General features: G+C 50.6%; 17 protein-coding genes. 10 read left to right on the forward strand and 7 right to left on the reverse strand.

What is annotated here, in order from left to right; all coding sequences use genetic code 11:
- Nucleotides 1-21 precede the first annotated feature (21 nt).
- The 4 genes from ACN0R1_RS06695 (at nt 22) to ACN0R1_RS06710 (ending at nt 2717) form a co-directional block, all read left to right on the forward strand.
- A complete protein-coding gene (locus ACN0R1_RS06695) occupies nt 22-282 on the forward strand; it encodes a hypothetical protein (protein WP_417581171.1) in 261 nt (86 codons plus the stop codon).
- A gap of 105 nt (nt 283-387) precedes the next feature.
- Nucleotides 388-657 carry a PepSY domain-containing protein gene (locus ACN0R1_RS06700; protein ID WP_417581173.1) on the forward strand — a complete coding sequence of 90 codons (270 nt, stop codon included), beginning with the start codon at nt 388-390 and terminating at the stop codon, nt 655-657.
- A gap of 12 nt (nt 658-669) precedes the next feature.
- A complete protein-coding gene (locus tag ACN0R1_RS06705) occupies nt 670-1353 on the forward strand; it encodes a response regulator transcription factor (protein ID WP_417581175.1) in 684 nt (227 codons plus the stop codon).
- Complete coding sequence (locus tag ACN0R1_RS06710; protein WP_417581177.1) at nt 1353-2717, forward strand: ATP-binding protein; 1365 nt, start codon at nt 1353-1355, stop codon at nt 2715-2717. Before ACN0R1_RS06705 ends, ACN0R1_RS06710 begins: the two co-directional genes overlap by 1 nt.
- A 19-nt stretch (nt 2718-2736) precedes the next feature.
- Here ACN0R1_RS06710 and argA read toward each other — a convergent pair whose 3' ends face one another.
- The 3 genes from argA to ACN0R1_RS06725 all read right to left on the reverse strand — a co-directional run bounded on the left by argA (nt 2737) and on the right by ACN0R1_RS06725 (nt 6147).
- Nucleotides 2737-4077, reverse strand: a complete 1341-nt coding sequence (gene argA / locus ACN0R1_RS06715) for an amino-acid N-acetyltransferase (protein ID WP_417581178.1) — start codon at nt 4075-4077, stop codon at nt 2737-2739.
- Nucleotides 4078-4179: 102 nt separating this feature from the next.
- Nucleotides 4180-5445 (reverse strand): inorganic phosphate transporter, encoded by a 1266-nt coding sequence (locus ACN0R1_RS06720; RefSeq protein WP_417581180.1) that lies wholly within the window; start codon nt 5443-5445, stop codon nt 4180-4182.
- 21 nt (nt 5446-5466) lie between these two features.
- On the reverse strand, nt 5467-6147 hold the full coding sequence (locus ACN0R1_RS06725; protein WP_417581182.1) for a TIGR00153 family protein: 681 nt from the start codon (nt 6145-6147) through the stop codon (nt 5467-5469).
- Nucleotides 6148-6335: 188 nt separating this feature from the next.
- Between ACN0R1_RS06725 and glnE the strand changes: the two genes are divergently transcribed.
- Entirely contained in the window at nt 6336-9221 is a 2886-nt protein-coding gene (gene glnE, locus ACN0R1_RS06730; RefSeq protein ID WP_417581184.1) for a bifunctional [glutamate--ammonia ligase]-adenylyl-L-tyrosine phosphorylase/[glutamate--ammonia-ligase] adenylyltransferase, read from the forward strand.
- Nucleotides 9222-9283: 62 nt separating this feature from the next.
- On the opposite strand, the gene ACN0R1_RS06735 is transcribed toward glnE, so the two are convergent.
- On the reverse strand, nt 9284-10282 hold the full coding sequence (locus tag ACN0R1_RS06735; RefSeq protein WP_417581186.1) for a branched-chain amino acid aminotransferase: 999 nt from the start codon (nt 10280-10282) through the stop codon (nt 9284-9286).
- 193 nt (nt 10283-10475) lie between these two features.
- Here ACN0R1_RS06735 and ACN0R1_RS06740 point away from each other — a divergent pair, with 193 nt between their 5' ends.
- Genes ACN0R1_RS06740 through ACN0R1_RS06755 form a run of 4 tightly spaced genes read left to right on the forward strand, consistent with a single transcriptional unit; the run spans nt 10476 to nt 14152 of the window.
- Nucleotides 10476-11387, forward strand: a complete 912-nt coding sequence (locus tag ACN0R1_RS06740; protein ID WP_417581188.1) for a mitochondrial fission ELM1 family protein — start codon at nt 10476-10478, stop codon at nt 11385-11387.
- On the forward strand, nt 11384-12481 hold the full coding sequence (locus ACN0R1_RS06745; protein ID WP_417581190.1) for a glycosyltransferase family 4 protein: 1098 nt from the start codon (nt 11384-11386) through the stop codon (nt 12479-12481). Before ACN0R1_RS06740 ends, ACN0R1_RS06745 begins: the two co-directional genes overlap by 4 nt.
- Before the next feature lie 45 nt (nt 12482-12526).
- The gene (locus ACN0R1_RS06750) at nt 12527-13558 is read left to right on the forward strand and encodes a glycosyltransferase (protein WP_417581192.1); all 1032 of its coding nucleotides are present in this window, start codon (nt 12527-12529) and stop codon (nt 13556-13558) included.
- Nucleotides 13559-13585: 27 nt separating this feature from the next.
- On the forward strand, nt 13586-14152 hold the full coding sequence (locus ACN0R1_RS06755) for a YrbL family protein (RefSeq protein WP_417581194.1): 567 nt from the start codon (nt 13586-13588) through the stop codon (nt 14150-14152).
- Between the two features lie 33 nt (nt 14153-14185).
- Here ACN0R1_RS06755 and ACN0R1_RS06760 read toward each other — a convergent pair whose 3' ends face one another.
- Genes ACN0R1_RS06760 through ACN0R1_RS06770 form a run of 3 tightly spaced genes read right to left on the reverse strand, consistent with a single transcriptional unit; the run spans nt 14186 to nt 16969 of the window.
- Nucleotides 14186-14956 (reverse strand): glycosyltransferase family 2 protein, encoded by a 771-nt coding sequence (locus ACN0R1_RS06760; protein WP_417581196.1) that lies wholly within the window; start codon nt 14954-14956, stop codon nt 14186-14188.
- A gap of 4 nt (nt 14957-14960) precedes the next feature.
- Nucleotides 14961-16028, reverse strand: coding sequence for a glycosyltransferase (locus ACN0R1_RS06765; protein WP_417581198.1), 1068 nt, complete (start codon nt 16026-16028; stop codon nt 14961-14963).
- Complete coding sequence (locus ACN0R1_RS06770; RefSeq protein ID WP_417581200.1) at nt 16025-16969, reverse strand: lysophospholipid acyltransferase family protein; 945 nt, start codon at nt 16967-16969, stop codon at nt 16025-16027. Before ACN0R1_RS06770 ends, ACN0R1_RS06765 begins: the two co-directional genes overlap by 4 nt.
- Before the next feature lie 105 nt (nt 16970-17074).
- Here ACN0R1_RS06770 and msbA point away from each other — a divergent pair, with 105 nt between their 5' ends.
- On the forward strand, nt 17075-18832 hold the full coding sequence (gene msbA / locus ACN0R1_RS06775) for a lipid A export permease/ATP-binding protein MsbA (RefSeq protein WP_417581202.1): 1758 nt from the start codon (nt 17075-17077) through the stop codon (nt 18830-18832).
- Nucleotides 18833-18836 lie beyond the last annotated feature (4 nt).

The following is an 18836-nucleotide window of genomic DNA, read 5'->3' on the forward strand; positions in this document are numbered from 1 at the left end:
CAAACAGAAGCACAGAGCCCTATGACAATAATAGTTGATAAAAAAGTAATTCGGCAGGATCCTTTCCTGCGAATCTGTATGAAAACCGGTATCCCGCTCAGTATTATGGCCGTTATCAGTCTTTGGATAGGGCAATATGCTGGCTCGATGGCACTGGGTATGCTGTTTGTCTTTTCGACGGCGTTGGCCATCGTGATAGGTCTGGCTTACAACATTCGCTTTGTGATGCTGTCAATACGCGAGGTTAAACGTCAGCAGGCTGAGGAAAATAGCAAACGCTGATTTTGTAAGCGTAGATTTTGTTAATCATCAGTTCATTTCTATTGGCGTAAGGTGAGTGTGTTGCCGAGTCACGGTAATACCAACCATAAACCCCGGAGGAGCCCTATGTGCAGGGGTCGAAGTTTTTTAACTCTACGTCCATTGTTGGCGTTGCTGTTGAGTGGTTTATTGCTGTCGAGCCCTTTGGTGGCTGAACCTGTGACTAGTTTGAAGCGTGCATCAGAGATCGCGCAGGACGCTTTTGGCGGGCAGGTGGTTAAGGCAGAAGAGGCTGAAGTTGATCATAAGCCGGTATTTTTGATCCGCATCGTCAATGATGGGCGGGTCCGGGATGTGATGGTTAACCCTGATGATGGTGAAATACTTAACCCGTAAAAGGACCTTGGCATGAAAGCACTAGTTGTTGAAGATGATCAGGATCTTCGCCGTCAACTGAGTCTTCAGTTAACCGAGAAGGGCTATACCGTTGAGGAATGTGAGGAAGGTAAAGAAGCCTTGTTCATGGGAAAGGAATATGAGTTTGATGTGGCTGTGGTTGACCTGGGTCTGCCGGGCCTGTCTGGCCTGGAGGTGATCAAGGGCTGGCGCGAGGCTCATCGGGACTTTCCCGTTCTGATTCTGACCGCGCGAGGTCACTGGCAAGACAAGGTAGAAGGCCTTGAAAGTGGTGCGGATGACTATCTGGTCAAGCCGTTTCAGCCCGAAGAGCTGACCGCGCGCCTTAATGCTCTGGTACGCCGAGCAGCAGGTCATGCCAAACCCAAATTGACCTTTGGACCATTGATGCTGGATACCGTCAGTCGAGTGGTGCGCCTGCAGGGTGAGGAAGTCCGTTTAACCAGCTATGAATACCGTACGGTTGAGTATTTGATGCTGAATGCCGGTAAGACCATCTCCAAAACTGAATTGACTGAGCATCTTTATCATCAGGATTTTGATCGTGACAGTAATGTGCTCGAAGTGTTTATCCGCCGTTTGCGGCAGAAGCTAGATCCGGATCAGCAGTTGCAGCCTATTTTGACAGTCCGAGGGTTGGGCTATCGATTTAATCCGGATCTGAAAGACGCCTGATGCGTCGGTTTTTGCCTCGTTCACTCAAATCCCGCCTGTTTGTGGCTTCCCTGGTGCTGCTGCCGCTGATTATTGTGGCGGCGGTAGTCATATTGCAACGTGCCCATTATGACAGTTTGGTGGCTTCTGAGCGTTCTCAGGCACAACTGCAGGTCTATCTGTTGCTCGGCTTGGCTGAGCTGGATGCAGGTGAGTTGAAGTTGCCAGAGATGTTGCCGGAGCCCAGTTTTTCACAACCCGGCTCCGGTGCTTATGCTTTTATTAGCAATGAGCGTAAGGAGTTGTTGTGGCAATCTGATTCATCGGCACTCTTGCCTGCCACACAAATGGCGGTGGTGCTCGACAGCGTTCCTACTCCCGGTGAGGTGCTGTTTCGCTATTTGGCTGATAGCCGTTTCTATATGCTGCAATACCCAATCATCTGGGAAGGTTCAGGAGAAGAACGCTTCTTCATGATTTCAGTGCTGCGTAGTGATGAGCGTCTTCGCGAGCAAATGCGGGCTTTCAGTGCTCGGCTTTGGGGGTCCTTAATTGGTGTGCTGGTATTGGCTTTAAGTATGCAATACCTGATCTTACGTTGGGGGTTGCGCCCACTGGGTCGTCTGGCGGCTGATTTGCGTCACATCGAAAAAGGCGAGTCTGATAGTCTTTCCGGCAATTATCCGCGAGAAGTGCAGCCGGTGACTGAAAACCTCAATCAGCTGATTTTAACTGAGCGCCAACAGCGAGAGCGTTATCGCAACACCCTGGCCGATTTGGCACATAGCCTGAAAACCCCCTTGGCGGTAATTACCGGCGCCAGCTCAGAAAACCTGTCTCCTGAGGTGTACCGTAAACTGGTGGAAGAGCAAAGCCAGCGCATGAATCAGATAGTGCAGTACCAGTTATCACGTGCGGTTAAATCTAAAGGAGGGTTGGCCGCCAAGCCTGTACTGGTGAAACCCTTGGTTCAACGGGTATCCGAAGTGCTCTACAAGGTTTATGCGGATAAGTTGATACAGATCGACAACCGCGTCGAGGAGGGCGCGCAATTTTATGGTGATGAGCGTGATCTGATGGAGTTGCTGGGTAATCTGATGGAAAACGCCTGTAAGTATGGCATGGCCCGTGTACAGATCACCTCATGCGGTGCTCGCAGCGGCTTATTGTTGATGGTCGAAGATGATGGCCCGGGTGTGCTGCCGACCCAGTCCAAGGTGATACTGGAGCGGGGTCAGCGTATTGACAGTTCCATTTCTGGCCAGGGGATCGGCCTGGCCGTGGTGGTGGATATACTCAGTAGCTATGGTGGTGCGCTCGAAGTGGACAGCTCTCCGGAACTCAAGGGTGCGCGCTTCCGGATGTTGTTGCCTATGCCCGCCTGAATTCTACGCCCATTTGAAATTAGAGTGACTTAAAGAACACCTTGGAGTTGCGTTGAAAGTTGTACAGGGCTTTCTTCTCGTTAGGCAGAGCATCCAGCGAGGCCTCACGAAAACCACGCTCAATAAACCAGTGCGCGGTCCGCGTGGTCAACACAAAGAGCTGTGTGAGTCCTTTCTCTCGTGCGTGGGCTTCTAGCGATGCAAGTAAGCGGTCACCTCGCTCGCCACCCCTGTAACTGTTATCGATAGCCACGCAGGCCAGCTCACCGACCTGCTCTTCATCAAAGGGATAGAGCGCAGCACAACCAATAATGGCACCATCGCGTTCTATCACGGTAAAGCGTTCAATTTCGGTTTCCAGTCGTTCTCTTGAACGACGCACCAGGATGCCTTTGGCCTCCAATGGGGCTATCAGTTCCAGTATGCCGCCCACATCGTCAATGCCCGCCGTACGTATCTGTTCATAGGACTCGCGCACTACCATGGTGCCAGAACCATCACGTGTGAGCAGTTCAGCAATCAGCGCACCATCACGCTGATAGCTGATCAGGTGACAGCGCGGTACACCTTCTTCGCAGGCTTCAGCCGCCGCCTGTAACAGACGAGCGGTTTCGGTATGGGCCTGGGAGGGGTCATCCAGTCCGGCCAGATATTGACTGACCCAACGTTTGGCTGTGGCCGCCAGCAGTTCACTGCGCAGGTCACCATGACTATCGGTGATGCCAGCTTCACTGCCAAACAGAATCAGCTTGTCCGCATTCAATGCTATGGCTGTACGCGTGGCGACTTCTTCAACCGATAGATTGAACACTTCCCCGGTGGGCGAAAAACCCAGGTTGGAGATGAAGACAATATTATTGAGATCCAGCTGATTACGAATAGCGACCTGATCGACACGACGCAGTTCACCTGTGTGCCCCAAGTCGAAGCCATCGACAACACCTGCAGGCCGTGCGGTGACAAAATTGCCACTGCAGACCCGGATTCTGGCGCCATGCATAGGGGTGTTGGAAAGGCCCATGGAAAACAGCGCTTCAAGGCGGGTACGCAGTACACCTGCGGCTTCTATTGCGCATTGCAAGGTGGTGGCATCAGTTATGCGTTGGTGGTGGTGCAAGCGTGTTGGCAGGCTCAAGGCTTGCAGACGTTCATCTATCTGGGGGCGGGAGCCAAATACCAGTACCAGGCGAACACCGAGACTGCTGAGCAAGGCAATATCATGGACAATATTGGTCAGGTTCGGGTCGGCCAGCGCCTCTCCGCCAATCATTAGCACGAAGGTCTTGCCGCGATGGGCATTAATGTAAGGGGATGAATGTCTGAACCAATCGATATACTGGTCGCTGTTGTCTTTGCTCACACTGGAACCTGATTGTTATCCGTCGTTTATAAACACAAAAGTCTGCAAATATAATGCAGACTTTTGTGTTTCAGGTCTATCAGCTTAAACGCAAATGCTGCTTCAAAGGAAGATGGCACTGAGAATAAAGAAGATAATAATCGACAGAAAGGCACCGGCTGGCAGCGTAACGATCCAGGAAATAAAGATGGTACCGATAATACGCAGATTGAGTGCGGCCATGCCTCTGGCAAGTCCAACACCCAATACCGCGCCTACCAGAGTATGGGTGGTTGAGATAGGCAAGCCGGTACCAGACGCTACCACGACGGTAGCCGCTGCCGCCAGCGTCGCGGCAAACCCGCGACTGGGGGTCAGCTCAGTAATGTTCTGACCGACCGTAGCAATGACCTTATGGCCATACATGATCAGTCCAGCCACTATACCGATGCCGCCGAGCAGCAGTATCCAGGCGGGCATCACCGAGCGGGCGGCGACTTCACCTCCAGACTGCACTACCCCTACAACGGCGGCCAATGGACCCACGGCATTGGCGACATCATTGGAGCCATGTGCAAAGGCCATGGCGCAGGCAGTAAACAGCATCAAAATGCCAAATATTTTCTCAACATTGGTAAAGTGGAAGTCTTTATCGTCAGCGGCTGAGTACTTGACCTTACGGATCATCATCACCCCAACCAGCATGGCTATGATCCCTACAACAACTGAGGCCATGCTGCTTTCGATAAAGCTCAGGTCAAGGCCGACATGTTTTAAGCCTTTGGTGAAGGTCACCATGGAAATGATGAATCCGACCAGAAAAATATAGAAGGGCACGACGCGTTTGGCATTGGAAAAAGGATCGTCGGTGCTCAGAATCAGATACTGCACACTACGGAACAGCCAAAAGGAAATGAACCCGGCGGTCAGAGGGGAAATCACCCAACTGGCAATAATGGTCCAGATCTTGTCCCACTGTACTGCATCAACCGAGATGCCTACGGCGGCGAAGCCGACAATGGCTCCGATAATAGAGTGGGTAGTGGATACTGGCCAACCGAAATGTGTGGCTATCAGCAGCCAGATACCCGCCGCCAGCAGTGCAGACATCATTCCGAAGACTAACAGGTCGGGCGAGTCAGATAGCAGTCCCGCGTCAGTAATGCCACTGCGAATGGTTGATGTGACTGCACCACCCGCCAGATAGGCACCCGCAAACTCAAAGATGATGGCGATAATAATCGCCTGTTTCAGGGTGATGGCTTTAGAGCCGACCGATGTGCCCATGGCATTGGCGACATCGTTGGCACCGACGCCCCAGGCCATAAAAAAGGCAAAAATACAGGCCAGAACAATCAGAATTGTGCCGTGTTGTGCTAATACGTCCATAACGTCTCGCGTATATTCAGGTTAGCGGGCCAGTAGCAGTTGTAGTCGACTGCCGACATGTTGCGCGTAGTTGGCGAGATCGCCTATGTCATCGATGATGCGGTAGAGGAAAATTACATCAACAGCATACAGATCTCTCTCGACGGCAAATAACGACGTGCGCAGTTTGCGTTCCTGCTCGTCATTCTCATGCTCAAGGCGGTCCAGCTCATCGATCAGCTTTTCAACCACTTTGACTTCATGGCCACGAAACCCGGCAGCCAGAAGTTCATCCAGCTCATTCAGTGCAATAACAGCTTGTTCAGTGGTTTGAATCGCGGTGTTGAGAAAATTAACCATTTCAGCTTGAATGGTCTCGGGTATCTGCATTTTGCGACCCAGCATCATGCCAGCGATATCCTTGGCACGATTGGCGACTTTATCCTGCATGCGTAACAGGTCGAGCAGATCGGTGCGGGGTACAGGAAGAAATAGATTGCTGGGCAGATTCTGACGTATGGCACGTTTCATATCATCAGCTTCGCCTTCAATGACGGCAATACGATGCTGTACAGCGGCAGCTGTATCCCAGTCGTTAATCAGTACAGCCTCGAAAAACGGCTTGAGTTCAGCGGCGGCTTCCTGCGCTTTGGCTATGTGTTCCTGCATTGGCTTGAACGGCGATCGGGCAAACATTTGCAGGATCGGGTTGTTGCTCACCATAGGGGCTCACCTGTATTTGTAAAAAGACACGCCGATTATAAGGGTTGTGGTCATAATTCTGTAGTAAAAACGTCATAAATTTGCAATGCGTTGGTTGTTCTGTCAGATCACCTTTCGGGCTGCTGCAAAGGCAGTTGGTCTGATATGCTGTGTATTACTTATAAGCGTTTGATAGCGGGAGTCGCGACGTGTCCGATAACAATCCACTTTCTCAGTTGCCCGATAGGCTTCAGTCAGTTGCCGCAGAGCCCTGGAGTCAGTTGGCGTCTCACCCTTCACTGCAAGACTCATCACTGGCACAGGAGCTGTGTCGGGTGCTGGCTATCAGTGATTTTGTCGCGGATCATTTGACGCGGCGCCCTGAGTGGCTGGAAATCCTGGTGGAACAGGGAGATATAACTACCTCTTATCCACAGGGGTGTTACGCCGACAAATTGGCATCACGGCTGTCGGAAGTAGATGATGAAACACAGATGCAGCTGTTGCTGCGTCGCTTTCGTAATTATGAAATGGTGCGCCTTATCTGGCGGGACCTGACCCGGCGTGCGGATATGCGTGAAACAACCCGCGACTTATCCAGTCTTGCTGATGCCTGTATTGATGAAACCCTTAAATGGCTTTACCCGCGTGCAACAAAACGCTGGGGTGTGCCTTTATCCGGAGCGGATGCCCAGCCGCAGCAACTGGTGGTGATGGGTATGGGCAAGCTGGGAGCGAATGAGCTCAACCTGTCTTCGGATATTGATCTGATGTTCTGCTTTCCCTCCAGCGGTGAAACAGACCACCCGACACAGTCCCTGGAGAATCAGGATTTCTTTATCCGCCTGGGACAGAAGCTGATTCAGGCACTGGATAACCATAGCGCCGAAGGCTTCGTATTTCGGGTAGATATGCGACTGCGTCCGTTTGGCTCAGCGGGTCCATTGGCAGTGAGTTTTACCGCCATGGAGCATTATTATCAGGATCAGGGGCGGGACTGGGAGCGCTACGCGATGATCAAGGCGCGGCCTGTTGCGGGAGATATTGTCGCAGGTGAGCAACTGTTGCAGCAGTTGCGGCCGTTTGTCTATCGCAAGTACATCGACTTCAGCGCATTTGAGTCGCTGCGGGAAATGAAGTTGATGATCAACCGAGAAGTGCGCCGCAAAGGCTTAGAGCAAAACGTGAAGCTGGGTTCCGGCGGTATACGTGAAGTGGAGTTTATTGCCCAGGCATTTCAGCTGATCCGGGGTGGCCGTGATCTGGCGCTGCAGCAGCGAGAACTGTTGAATATCCTGCCGTTGCTGCCGGAGTATGTAGGCATGCCGGAAAGTGCTGTACAGGAGCTGGTTGAAGCCTATGTGTTTCTGCGCAATACCGAACATGCGATTCAGGCGATCGCGGATAAGCAGACACAGGAATTACCCGATGATCCTCAAGGACAGGCACGTATTGCTCTGGCGATGGGATTTGCAGACTGGGACAGCTTTCAGCAGCAACTGGTACGGCACCGCCAGGCAGTATCCCAGCATTTTGCCGATGTGATTGCCCCTGCTGAAGCCGAAGGTGAGCTGAGTGAAGCCGTCGATGAGGGGGAATGGAAGGCCTTGATCAATGATGAATTGGATCAGGATCAGGCCCTGAGTTTCTTGACTCGAAAAGGTTTTGCCGATGCACCGTCGGCACTGCAGCAATTGCAGTCCTTGCAGCAGTCCCGTGCCATGCAGATGTTGCAGCAGGTGGCTAAAACCCGCTTGCTGCATGTCTTGCCAGCATTGCTGGAGGCGGCAGGGCAGTGCAGCAATGCCGAAGTGACCTTGGAACGGGTGTTGTTGCTGATTCAAGCCGTTTTGCGCCGTTCAGCCTACCTGGTGTTGCTAGCCGAAAATCCCGGCGCGATGCAGCAGTTGGTCAGGTTGTGTTCATCCAGTGCCTGGTTTGCTGCACAATTGTCCAAACAACCGGTGTTGCTGGACGAACTGATCGATCCGCGCACACTGTTTACTCCTCCCGATAAAGCCCGCCTGCAGGCTGAGCTGGCTCAACAGCTGTTGCGTGTGCCTGAAGATGATATGGAGCAGTTGATGGAAACGCTGCGCTATTTTCATCATGCGCATGTGTTGCGTGTGGCGGCCTCGGATATCACTGGGGCGCTACCCCTAATGAAAGTCAGCGACTATCTGACCTGGCTGGCCGAAACCCTGTTGGAGGCCGTGCTGCAAAGTGCCTGGCGGATGCTGACAGAGAAGCACGGGGTGCCAATGCGAGTAGTTGGAGAGCCTTGTGATCCTGATTTTATCGTTGTGGGTTACGGTAAAATGGGTGGCATAGAGCTCTCTTATGGCTCGGATCTGGATCTGGTATTTATTCACGATGCTGACCCGGACTTGAATACCAATGGTGATAAATCAGTACCCAATCCGGTATTTTTCAATCGCTTGGGGCAGAAAATGATTCACTTCCTCAACACCTTCACCCCGTCAGGTCAGTTGTATGAAATTGACATGCGTTTACGGCCATCGGGTAACTCCGGATTGTTGGTGTCAGGGCTGCGCGCGTTTAAACAGTATCAGCAAAAAGAAGCCTGGACCTGGGAGCATCAAGCGCTTGTCAGGGCCCGGGTCGTTGCCGGAAGTCCCAGCTTGGCTAAGCGTTTTAAGCAGGCCAGGGCTGAACTGTTGTCACAGCCACGTGACCGGGCGGTGTTGTTGGAACAAGTGTGCAGTATGCGTGAGAAAATGCGTGAACATCTGGGTAGTCGAGCGACGGATACCAGTGGCAGTTTTGATCTGAAGCAGGATCGAGGCGGCATTGTTGATATCGAGTTTATGGTGCAGTTTATGGTACTGAATCATGCCTGTGAATACCCAGATTTACTGACCTATACCGACAATATCCGTATCCTCGACGGGATTGAAGCGAATGGGTTGATGTCAGCAGAAAAGACCGAATTGTTACGCGATGCTTATCGGGTGTTGCGCTCTGTCGGCCACCGTCAGGCATTGCAGGAGCAATCCAGCAGCGTAGTAGCCGATGAAGAGTTAACCCAATACCGGCAGCAGGTGGCCGGTATCTGGGATGAAGTGATGTGCTGAGCGATTTCAGGCTGAAGTGGACGGATAGATAATCCGTCCACTTCAGTAGATTAGGTTGCGTCTCAGACCCGTGTCAGCCAGCCGTGGGTGTCTTCAGCCTGGCCCCATTGAATAGCGTTGAGTGCCTGACGCAGTTTACGCGTGGTCTCTCCAACGCCGCCGTGGCCTACAGCGTGTTCCTTGCCCTGATAGATGAAGGTGCCTACCGGTGCCAGTACCGCGGCTGTACCAGAAAGTGCGGCTTCACAGCCGGGCTTGGCGGCACGTTGCAGCAGTTCATCGACGGTGATTTCACGCTCACTCACCTGCATACCCAAGTCTTTGGCCAGGGTCAGGATGGACTCACGGGTTACACCATGCAGGAAGCTTTCATCCAAGGCTTTGGTGATAATTTCATTACCATCGATCAACAAAAAGTTGGCCGCGCCGGTTTCTTGTACATCACCACCTGGGCAGAAGAGTACCTGGTCGGCCTGTACGGAATCACGTGCCCGCATGATCGGTTGGAGTGCGCTGGCATAGTTACCGCCGCTTTTGATCATGCCCATGTGTGGTGCGCAGCGCATGCCCTGATCTTCCAGCAGCAAACGTAATGCCTTGTCGCCACCGGCAAAATAATCGCCTACCGGTGAAGCCAGCACATAAAAGCACGAGGTTACAGAAGGTACAGCGGCTTTGCCGATGGCGGGTTCTGTGCCGAAATGCGTTGGACGAATATACAGTGATCCCGGTGGTGCAGGAACTTCATCGGCAAAACGCGCCACGGTATCCTTGATCATCTGAGCAACCGTAGCATCATCTAAAGCAGGTAAGCCCAACAGGCGAGAGCTCTGAGACAAACGTGCAATGTTGCGGTCCATGCGGAAAATATTCACCGAACCGTCGGTATGACGAAAGGCCTTTAAACCTTCAAAGCAGGTGCTGGAGTAATGCAGCACATGTGCGCCTGGGTGCAGGGTAATGCTGTCACTGCTGACCATTTCCGGCACACTCCAGTCTGATCCATCAAACCAGGTGATCGCCATCTCAGGCATGAAAACGGTACCGAATGCAGCAGCCATGAATAAATCCTCAAGAACGTGTTACTGGATGAGTGCGGAAAAAAACCGAACAAAGAAGCTATCGATTGTAATCATACCGCCCACTAAAGGGAATTGCCTGAATGTCCTTATGACTAAATTTACGTTGACTCTGGGGCTTTTTAGGCCGGGCTGTTATGATTAGATACAAATTAAAAGCAAAATGGACAATGCTGTGAGCGTAGTTTGGATAATTCGTGACGCTAAGCCCGGGCATTTCAGTCAGTGTGAAGGCCTGTCGAACGCGCTGCTTGAACTCGTTCCTGAGTTGAAGGTTGAAACCCTCGACAGGCTGCCCGCGGCTCAACTGCTAAAAATTCTGCTGACGCGTAACGTGCCGCCGGAAATGGCGTCTCTTCGGCACCGAGGTGCTCCAGATCTGTTGATTGCAGCGGGCCATGCAACCCATTTTACGCTGTTGGTGTTGGGGTGGGTGTTGGGAGCGAAGACCCTGTTACTGATGAAGCCCAGCTTGCCTTGCCAGCTGTTCGATCTTTGCCTGATACCGGCACATGACCAACCTGCCGAAGCCGATAATATTATTTGTACTCAGGGCGCATTGAACCCCATGCGTCCTGGTCTAAAAAAATCGGGGCAGGGCGTTATTCTTATTGGTGGGCCATCAAAGCATCACCGTTGGGATGAGCACAGCCTAATGCAGCAACTTGGGAAAATTATCCAAGCAACCGACGTGCACTGGACCCTGACCACTTCCCGGCGAACACCTGAATCGACACAAAACCGGCTTGGCGCACTTAACACTGTCGAATTTATTCCTTTTGAGTCTACTGCTCCTGGGTGGGTGGCAGAGCAACTGGCTAGCGCTGAGTATGTTTGGGTAACAGAAGACAGTGTGTCAATGATTTATGAAGCGCTGACCGCAGGCTGTGCTGTAGGGATACTCAATGTGCCGCGTGCAGCCGCGGGTAAACCCAATCGCCTGGTGCGAGGCTTAAATACATTGGTGGAGCAGGGGCAGGTAAGTGTCTACAGTAATACGGATGATTTGAGCTTGCCGCGTCCGGCTGAAGTGTTCAATGAAGCACAGCGCTGTGCGCAGATGATTATAGATAGAGGCTGGTTATGAAAGTCGTACAAGTTCTGCCGGCACTGGAGCTGGGTGGAGTAGAACGTGGCACCCTGGAAATTGCCAAGGGGCTAGTTGACGCCGGTCATGAATCTGTGGTGGTATCGGCAGGTGGTCGTTTAGTCACTGAGCTTGAGCGTGCCGGTAGCCGTCACCATCACTGGGATCTGGGAAAAAAGTCTCTGCTGACATTGTTGCAGGTACGTCCTTTTCGACGCTGGCTGGAGCAGGAGCGGCCAGATATTGTCCATGTGCGCTCTAGAATGCCGGCCTGGATAGTCTGGCTGGCCTGGCGGCGCATGGACCCGGCTACCCGGCCTCATTTCGTTACCACCCTGCACGGAATGCATTCCGTCAATCGCTACAGCGCCATTATGGGTAAGGGCGAGCGAGTAATCGCTGTTTCTGAAACGGCTAAACGCTATTTGTTAGATAATTTTCCAGACGTCGATCCGGCGAAAGTGACGGTCATCCATCGGGGGATTGATCCCGAGGAGTTCCCGCGAGGTTACCGCCCAACCGATACTTGGCTGGAGCAGTTCTATGCTGACAACCCGCAAGCGCGGGATAAATATCTGATCTGCTTCCCAGGTCGCATTACCCGCTGGAAAGGGCACCTGGATCTGGTGGAGGTGATAGACCAGCTTAAGGTGCATCTGCCCAATGTGCATGTTCTGGTGGTAGGTAGCGACCCAAAAGGATCCTTTCTGACAGAAGTTAAGGCCGCAATAGACGCGCGATCACTGAGTGAATACTTTACCTTTCTTGGTACCCGCTCCGATATGAAAGAGCTCTATGCTATCAGCGATGTAATGCTATCGCTGACCAGTACAACAGCCGAAGCCTTTGGCCGAACCGTTGTTGAGTGCCTGTCGATTGGAACCCCCGTAGTGGGGTATGCCCATGGGGCGGTGAGTGAAACCCTTGGTGAGCTGTTTCCTTTTGGAAGAGTTAATACGCTAGATATCGAAAAGCTTGTACAAAAAATTGTTGATTTTAAGCGCAATGGCTCAGATGAAATCCAAGAAAATACGATTTTTTTAAAGGGCAGGATGATAGCAGAGACACTTGCTTTGTATGAGAAGGCTTTGTGAATAACAATGGGTGCTTGGTTAAGCAATTAAAGCGATGTTGAAAATATGAAAATATTGCATGCTTTATATTCAGATAGAAAAGGTGGCCTGGAACGTGCATTTATCAATGCGACTAAAGCTATGTTGGATTTGGGTCATCAGGTTGAGTTATTAGTTCCGAGGCAAGCGCCATTTCTACATGAGTTAGATTATCCTCTGCCTCATCATGACTTCAAAAAGGCTGGCTACTACAGTCCAAATGCATGGCTGCAATGTCATTTTTTGCTGAGGAAAGTGGCTCCTGATTTAATTGTGACGCATAATTCCCGTGCAACTTGTATACTGGGTAGAGCTTCATTTGGGCTAAATATTCCGCACTTGGCGTTTTCTCATAGTAATAAAACCCATAGATTTAAATCTGCGGATCATCTGGTTGTGCTCACCGAGGAGATGAAACAGCACTTTGTTGCGTCAGGACGCGAAGCTGAAGCGATTAGTGTTTTTCCAAATGTAATAGAGCGTATACCTGAGCTGCCATCCTATACCGAACGGCTGGATACGGCGCCTGTGCGCTTGGGATTTATTGGACGCTTGAATGAAGAGAAAGGGTTAGAAGATTTGCTTCAGGCAATGGCATTGCTAAAGGACAGTTGTTCTCTGGAATTGTATGTGGCGGGTAGTGGGCCAGACCAGTCGGCTATTCAAAAGCTTGCCGGCCAGTTGGGCGTTTTAGAGAAGGTTCATTTCGCAGGTTGGATAGAGGACATTGCAGGATGGTTATCGGAAATAGACCTTGCGGTCCTGCCCTCAAGGTATGAGCCGTTCGGAATTGTGGTGCTAGAAGCGGCTGCCTATGGTTGTCCGGTAATCTCAACAACAGTTGCCGGGCCAGCCAGTCAGATATGTGATGGTGTGGATGGCTGGCTAGCTGAGCCTGGATCACCCCAAAGTCTGGCTGCAAAAATTGTTACTGCAATAACAAACCAGCCGCAATGGCCGGATATACGTAACGCGGCCTATTTGCGTGCACAGCATTATTTAATGAGTAATAGGCTTTTTGATTTTGAAGAAATTTTGATGAAAGCAAAGCATAGTTGAGTCTGTTGGTTATATTGGAGTGATGGGATGTTGGATTTGAGTACAGCTAAGCTTGTTGGTGAAAGCAGATTCAGGAAATGTTATGAGCATCCAAATAATGTTGATTGTGTAATAAAGGTTCAGCATTTAAGTGGAGCGGATAATAACTGTATTGATTCACCTCATAACAGAGAGCTGGAGTTTCATTCGAAGATTACAGGTTGTCTCGACTATTTTCCGACGTTAGTAGGTATGGAAGAAACAAATTTTGGTCAAGGGCTGGTATTTAAAAAAATTTCTAGTGTTGATGGTAGTGAGCCAATTCATTTGTTTGATAAGTATCGAGATAAAAAAATACCACGTTTTTTGATTCTACAAATTAAAAATATAATGAATCAGCTTGAAAAGGATGCTTTGCTTACCTGTGCTGTGAATCCTGAGAATTTATTGATTATAAAAACCTCTGATGGTGAGAAATTGATCTCTTGTGACACTAAAGTTATAACTATTAAAGAATGGCTTCCTCTAAGTAAAGTTAGATTCTTTAGGTTGTTAAAGGTTAAGAGGAGAAATAAAAGACTGTTTGCTTTGTATAATAAAAATGTACTGGATTAAATGTTTGGGTTTTGCGGGGCGTGGTTTTGGTGGTCACTTTTGTGTTTTCTTGTAATGCTCATAAAGTTTTATCTGCCTTAGAAACCGGCTGTAAGCATAATTCATCGCATAGATATAGCCAATCAAACCCTTGCGCCAATAGCCTTTGAAAAAATAGCGTTTAATGAACGATAGCCAGAACTCCATTAGAATTCGTGCTACAGAAGGTTTGCGCCCTTTGGCGACCAAATCCTGTACCTGAGCGTCAGAGTAGGCGTTCATTTTTTCTACCCGATGGGAAAAACTGCGTATAGAGGCATGGGCTATTTTGCCGCGAAGTTTTTCCACCTTACTGTCAGGTTGCATGATCACACGATCATGTACAGGACTATCGCTGTAGCGGCCTTTGGATTTTCGATACAGACGCACCGGTTTATAGGGCGTATTAGGATTCAGCTCATCGGTAGGGTAGATAATGTCGTGTATGGCAATTTGGTAGCCGTCAGCTAGCATCTGTGGCTGCATAAAATGTGCGGCTATCTCACTGCGTAATGGCTCCGTGATACGTTCATCGGCATCCAGATTGAGCAGCCAGTCATTGCGTGCCTGCTCTTCGGCAAAACGTTTTTGTTGCCCGTAACCTGGCCAGGTATTGAACATTACTCGAGCTCCCAGCTCGGTAGCCAGCTCAACCGTATTATCCTGACTACCCGAGTCTATCAACACCACCTCATCTACCCAGTCAATCACACTGCGGATGGCCGCTTCTATCCTGTCGGCTTCATTCAGAGTGATGATAATGACGCTGATTGGCAGCTTTTTCATAGTGTTATTCACCTCTCCCTGTTTGTTCGGCATGTGAGGCTTTTGCGTACGTATCAATGTATTGGTTTAGCACAGGTTTAGCCGTGTATCGGGCTAGCAGTTCTTGATAGCCTTGTGTGATTAGAGCCTGCATGAGTGCGTCATCGGCTGCCAGTGTCATTACCGCCTCTTTTAAGGCCGTGGCGCTGTGTTTGTCATACATCAAACAGGTTCGATTATGCTCCGTGATGGCAAGCGCTCCCTGTGAGTCAGAGGTTATCAGCGGTAACTGATGTGACCAGGCTTCCAGCAACACACTGCCAAAGGGTTCATGCCGTGAGGGTACCAGGAAAATATCACTGCCATAACAGAAGTCAGAGATGTTGTTCTGCCAGCCGGTAAAGATAACGCGATGCTGAACACCTAAGGTTTCGGTTAACTGTTTCAGATGACTTTCTTCCGGACCCGTACCGACGATCAGGTAAACGTAGTGTTCCGGCAGCAGCTTGATAGCTTGAATGGCCGTGTCCAGTCCTTTGACACTATGTAACCTGGCCGGCGTGATGATAACTGTTTTACCGGTTAATCCCATCGTTTTTCTGAGTTGTTCAGACTCCATTGGGTCTTTTGCTGCCGGTAGGTTAACGAAGTTAGGTATGCATGAAAGATGCGCCGGGTTCCAGCCAGCTTCTTTAATGTGCTGGCATAGGTCCTCTGTGGCGCCGACCAGCCAGTCCATGCTTTTGTAGTATTTCAGGGCATAGTAGCCACCCAGTCGACCTATTTTAGCGCCATGGCCGGTTTTGGGGGTCAAGCTGGCTGCACGGTTCATCCAGCATTGAATAATGTCAGCTTTCTCCAGATAGGAGATTTTTTTGATCCGATACCGAGTAATCAGATCAAAACTGGAGCGAAAGCCCAGGGGGTAGGTCTTGATGTCGCTACGGCCCAGTTGCTCTTCCAGCCAGGAGCCCTTGCGTACCAAGGCAATCACTTCAATGCCCTCAAAGCGGTTCAGCTCAATACAGAAGCGCAAAAAGTGTGCTTCGGCACCGCCAGCATGTTGTGCACCGCAGATCTGGAGGACCTTCATGACGTCTTACTCTCAGTTTGTGACGGGGACCGGTATAAATAATTCTTACCCTTCGGGTGGCTCTTGAAACGCCGGTGTACCCACATATATTGGGCTGGGTCTTTACGTATGGCGGTTTCGATAGCCTGATTGATCAGGCTGGCATCATCTTGCAGGTCACCCGTCGGGAAGGGCTCAATGGCGGGGTAAAGTTCCAGTTCATATTGGCCGCTTTCGGTACGATGCTGTGCCAACATGAGTAGGGGGGAATCATTCAGCTTCGCCAGCCGAGTGGTGGCCGTTAATGTGGCGGCGGGAACACCGAAGAAAGGTACAAATACTGACTGTTTCATGCCAAAGTCTTGATCCGGTGCATACCAGATAATCTCATTATTTTTCAATTTACGGATCACGCTGCGAAAGTCGGAACGGTCAATATTATGTGTGAAACGGGCGCGTCCATTGTAAATGATGCGATCAAGCAGCGGGTTGTTGTTGGGGCGGTAAAGTGTATTGAGTGGATAGTGAAATGAGAATAACAACCCTCCCAGATCGAGGGTTGAAAAGTGTGCTCCAAGCATGATGACACCCTTACCTTTGGCCAGTGCGGCATCCAGATGTTCCTGGCCTTTCAGGGTAACACGTTGCTTGAACCATGACTCCGGAGCCCACCAGGCCATAGCGGCTTCCATTAGGCCAATGCCGTTATGATGAAATACTTTTTTGAACATTTTTTGATGTTCAGCATCACTTAGATCAGGAAAGCACAGGTGTAGGTTTGTATGAGTGACATGGCGTCGTTCACGGGCCAGGTGGCTAAGCAGCCAGCCAAAACCAGCACCAATATGCAGTTGCCAGCGATACGGCAGGAGTACAAGTAAGCGCAGCAAGCCAACCCAGAGCAGTGTTGGCCATAGGTTAGGTTGTTTAAGTAACTGTAAGGGTTTCTTATGGGTCGCCACGTTTTTTCACTGATTCAGAACAACTGGTGTTACATTCTAACCTGATATCTGTGGCGTGTGCAGTTATACTACGGCTTTTGTGTGAGTCACCGGTGAGAGAGAAGTATGCAGAGAAATACTAATAACCAGGTTGCATCGGGTTGGGACGTGTATAAGCGACTGCTCAGTTATGTGCGTGGTCATTGGCCAATGTTTATACTCGCATTTACCGGTTTTGTGCTTTATGCCGGGTCGCAGACAGCGGCAGCCAAGTGGCTGGAAAGCTTCATTGATGCGGTGGAGAAGGGTAATCTGGATCACCGTTTCTGGCTGGCTTTAGCAATCATTTTTATCTTTTTGATACGAGGTCTAGGAACGCTGCTGGGTAACTATGGCTTCTCCTATGTTGCCCGTGCCGTGGTGAGTCGTCTGCGGTGTCAGATGTTTGATCACTTGTTAGTGCTGCCCTGTGCCTTTTACCAGCAGCATACCTCGGCGGAGCTGTTGTCACGCTTAACCTACAATGTGGAGCAGGTAACAGGTGCGGCGACCGACGCCTTGAAAACGGCTGTGCGTGAAGGGCTCACAGTGGTTGGCTTGTTCGGCTATATGTTGTTTCTTAACTGGAAGCTGACCATGCTGTTTGTGGTGGTGGCACCTTTGGTGGGTGCTGTAGTTGCCTTGGCTTCCAAACGTCTGCGTCGTCTCAGTCATGGTATTCAGGATTCAGTGGGCGATATTTCTTCAGCCGCTTCAGAAGCGATCAAAGGCTATCAGGTAGTGCGCATATTTGGTGGCGCTGAGGCTGAGCGTACCCGCTTTAACCGTGTATCTGAACGCAACCGCCGCCAGTTTATGAAGATGGTGGTCACTCAATCGATCACGACGCCGGTGGTGCAGATGTTGGTGGCAGCCGTGGTAGCCTTATTGACCTACATTGCCATGTCTCCGGCTTTGGTGGCCTCCATGACGACAGGGCAATTTATCGCCTTTATCTCGGCGGCATCATTGATGGCCAAGCCGATCCGACAGCTAACCGAAATCAATAGTACGGTGCAAAAAGGGATCGCGGCGGCAGAAAGTTTTTTTTCGTTGTTTGATGAACTCCCAGAGCATAATACCGGTTCGCAAACGCTGACTGCTGCACAGGGACGTATTGAATTTAAATCTGTTTCCTTTACTTACCCACAGAGTGAAGAGCCTGCATTGAAGCAGGTCAGTTTTTGTATTGAGCCAGGTGAAACTGTCGCACTGGTGGGGCGTTCAGGCAGCGGCAAGTCAACCCTCGCTGGTTTGCTACCACGTTTTTATGATGTGGTTGACGGCGAAATTTTGCTGGATGATCGGCCGCTATCCGACTATACGTTGGACAGCCTGCGCAGTCAGATTGCCTTGGTGAATCAGCATGTGGTGCTATTTGAAGGCAGTATCGCTGAAAATATAGCCTATGGGGCGTTGGCGGGGGCTTCTGATGAGGCGATTCGTGCGGCAGCGGATGCCGCCATGGTATTAGAGTTTGCGGATCGTTTGCCTCTGGGGCTGAATACCCTGGTTGGTGAGAATGGGCTGTTACTGTCTGGTGGGCAGCGTCAGCGTATTGCCATAGCACGAGCCATTCTTAAAGACGCGCCCTTGCTTATATTGGACGAAGCGACCTCAGCTCTGGATACCGAGTCAGAGCGTTATATTCAAACAGCACTTGAGCATGTGGTTAAGGACCGGACCACGCTAGTGATTGCTCATCGTCTATCAACCATAGAACGCGCCGATCGCATCCTGGTTATGGAAAATGGTGTAGTGATCGAGCAGGGCAACCATACCGAACTGCTGGCGCAAGGTGGCAGTTATGCGCGTCTTTATAATATGCAATTTAATCAGCCTTGAGCGA

Source organism: Nitrincola sp., assembly GCF_048264025.1.
In the GTDB taxonomy this organism is placed as follows: domain Bacteria; phylum Pseudomonadota; class Gammaproteobacteria; order Pseudomonadales; family Balneatricaceae; genus Nitrincola.

What these genes read in the sequence shown, in the direction of transcription:
- ACN0R1_RS06695 (WP_417581171.1), top strand. Translation starts at nt 22, where the DNA reads ATGACAATAATAGTTGATAAAAAAGTAATTCGGCAGGATCCTTTCCTG.
- ACN0R1_RS06700 (WP_417581173.1), top strand. Translation starts at nt 388, where the DNA reads ATGTGCAGGGGTCGAAGTTTTTTAACTCTACGTCCATTGTTGGCGTTG.
- ACN0R1_RS06705 (WP_417581175.1), top strand. Translation starts at nt 670, where the DNA reads ATGAAAGCACTAGTTGTTGAAGATGATCAGGATCTTCGCCGTCAACTG.
- ACN0R1_RS06710 (WP_417581177.1), top strand. Translation starts at nt 1,353, where the DNA reads ATGCGTCGGTTTTTGCCTCGTTCACTCAAATCCCGCCTGTTTGTGGCT.
- ACN0R1_RS06720 (WP_417581180.1), bottom strand. Translation starts at nt 5,445, where the DNA reads ATGGACGTATTAGCACAACACGGCACAATTCTGATTGTTCTGGCCTGT.
- ACN0R1_RS06725 (WP_417581182.1), bottom strand. Translation starts at nt 6,147, where the DNA reads ATGGTGAGCAACAACCCGATCCTGCAAATGTTTGCCCGATCGCCGTTC.
- ACN0R1_RS06735 (WP_417581186.1), bottom strand. Translation starts at nt 10,282, where the DNA reads ATGGCTGCTGCATTCGGTACCGTTTTCATGCCTGAGATGGCGATCACC.
- ACN0R1_RS06745 (WP_417581190.1), top strand. Translation starts at nt 11,384, where the DNA reads ATGAAAGTCGTACAAGTTCTGCCGGCACTGGAGCTGGGTGGAGTAGAA.
- ACN0R1_RS06750 (WP_417581192.1), top strand. Translation starts at nt 12,527, where the DNA reads ATGAAAATATTGCATGCTTTATATTCAGATAGAAAAGGTGGCCTGGAA.
- ACN0R1_RS06755 (WP_417581194.1), top strand. Translation starts at nt 13,586, where the DNA reads ATGTTGGATTTGAGTACAGCTAAGCTTGTTGGTGAAAGCAGATTCAGG.
- ACN0R1_RS06760 (WP_417581196.1), bottom strand. Translation starts at nt 14,956, where the DNA reads ATGAAAAAGCTGCCAATCAGCGTCATTATCATCACTCTGAATGAAGCC.
- ACN0R1_RS06765 (WP_417581198.1), bottom strand. Translation starts at nt 16,028, where the DNA reads ATGAAGGTCCTCCAGATCTGCGGTGCACAACATGCTGGCGGTGCCGAA.
- msbA (WP_417581202.1), top strand. Translation starts at nt 17,075, where the DNA reads ATGCAGAGAAATACTAATAACCAGGTTGCATCGGGTTGGGACGTGTAT.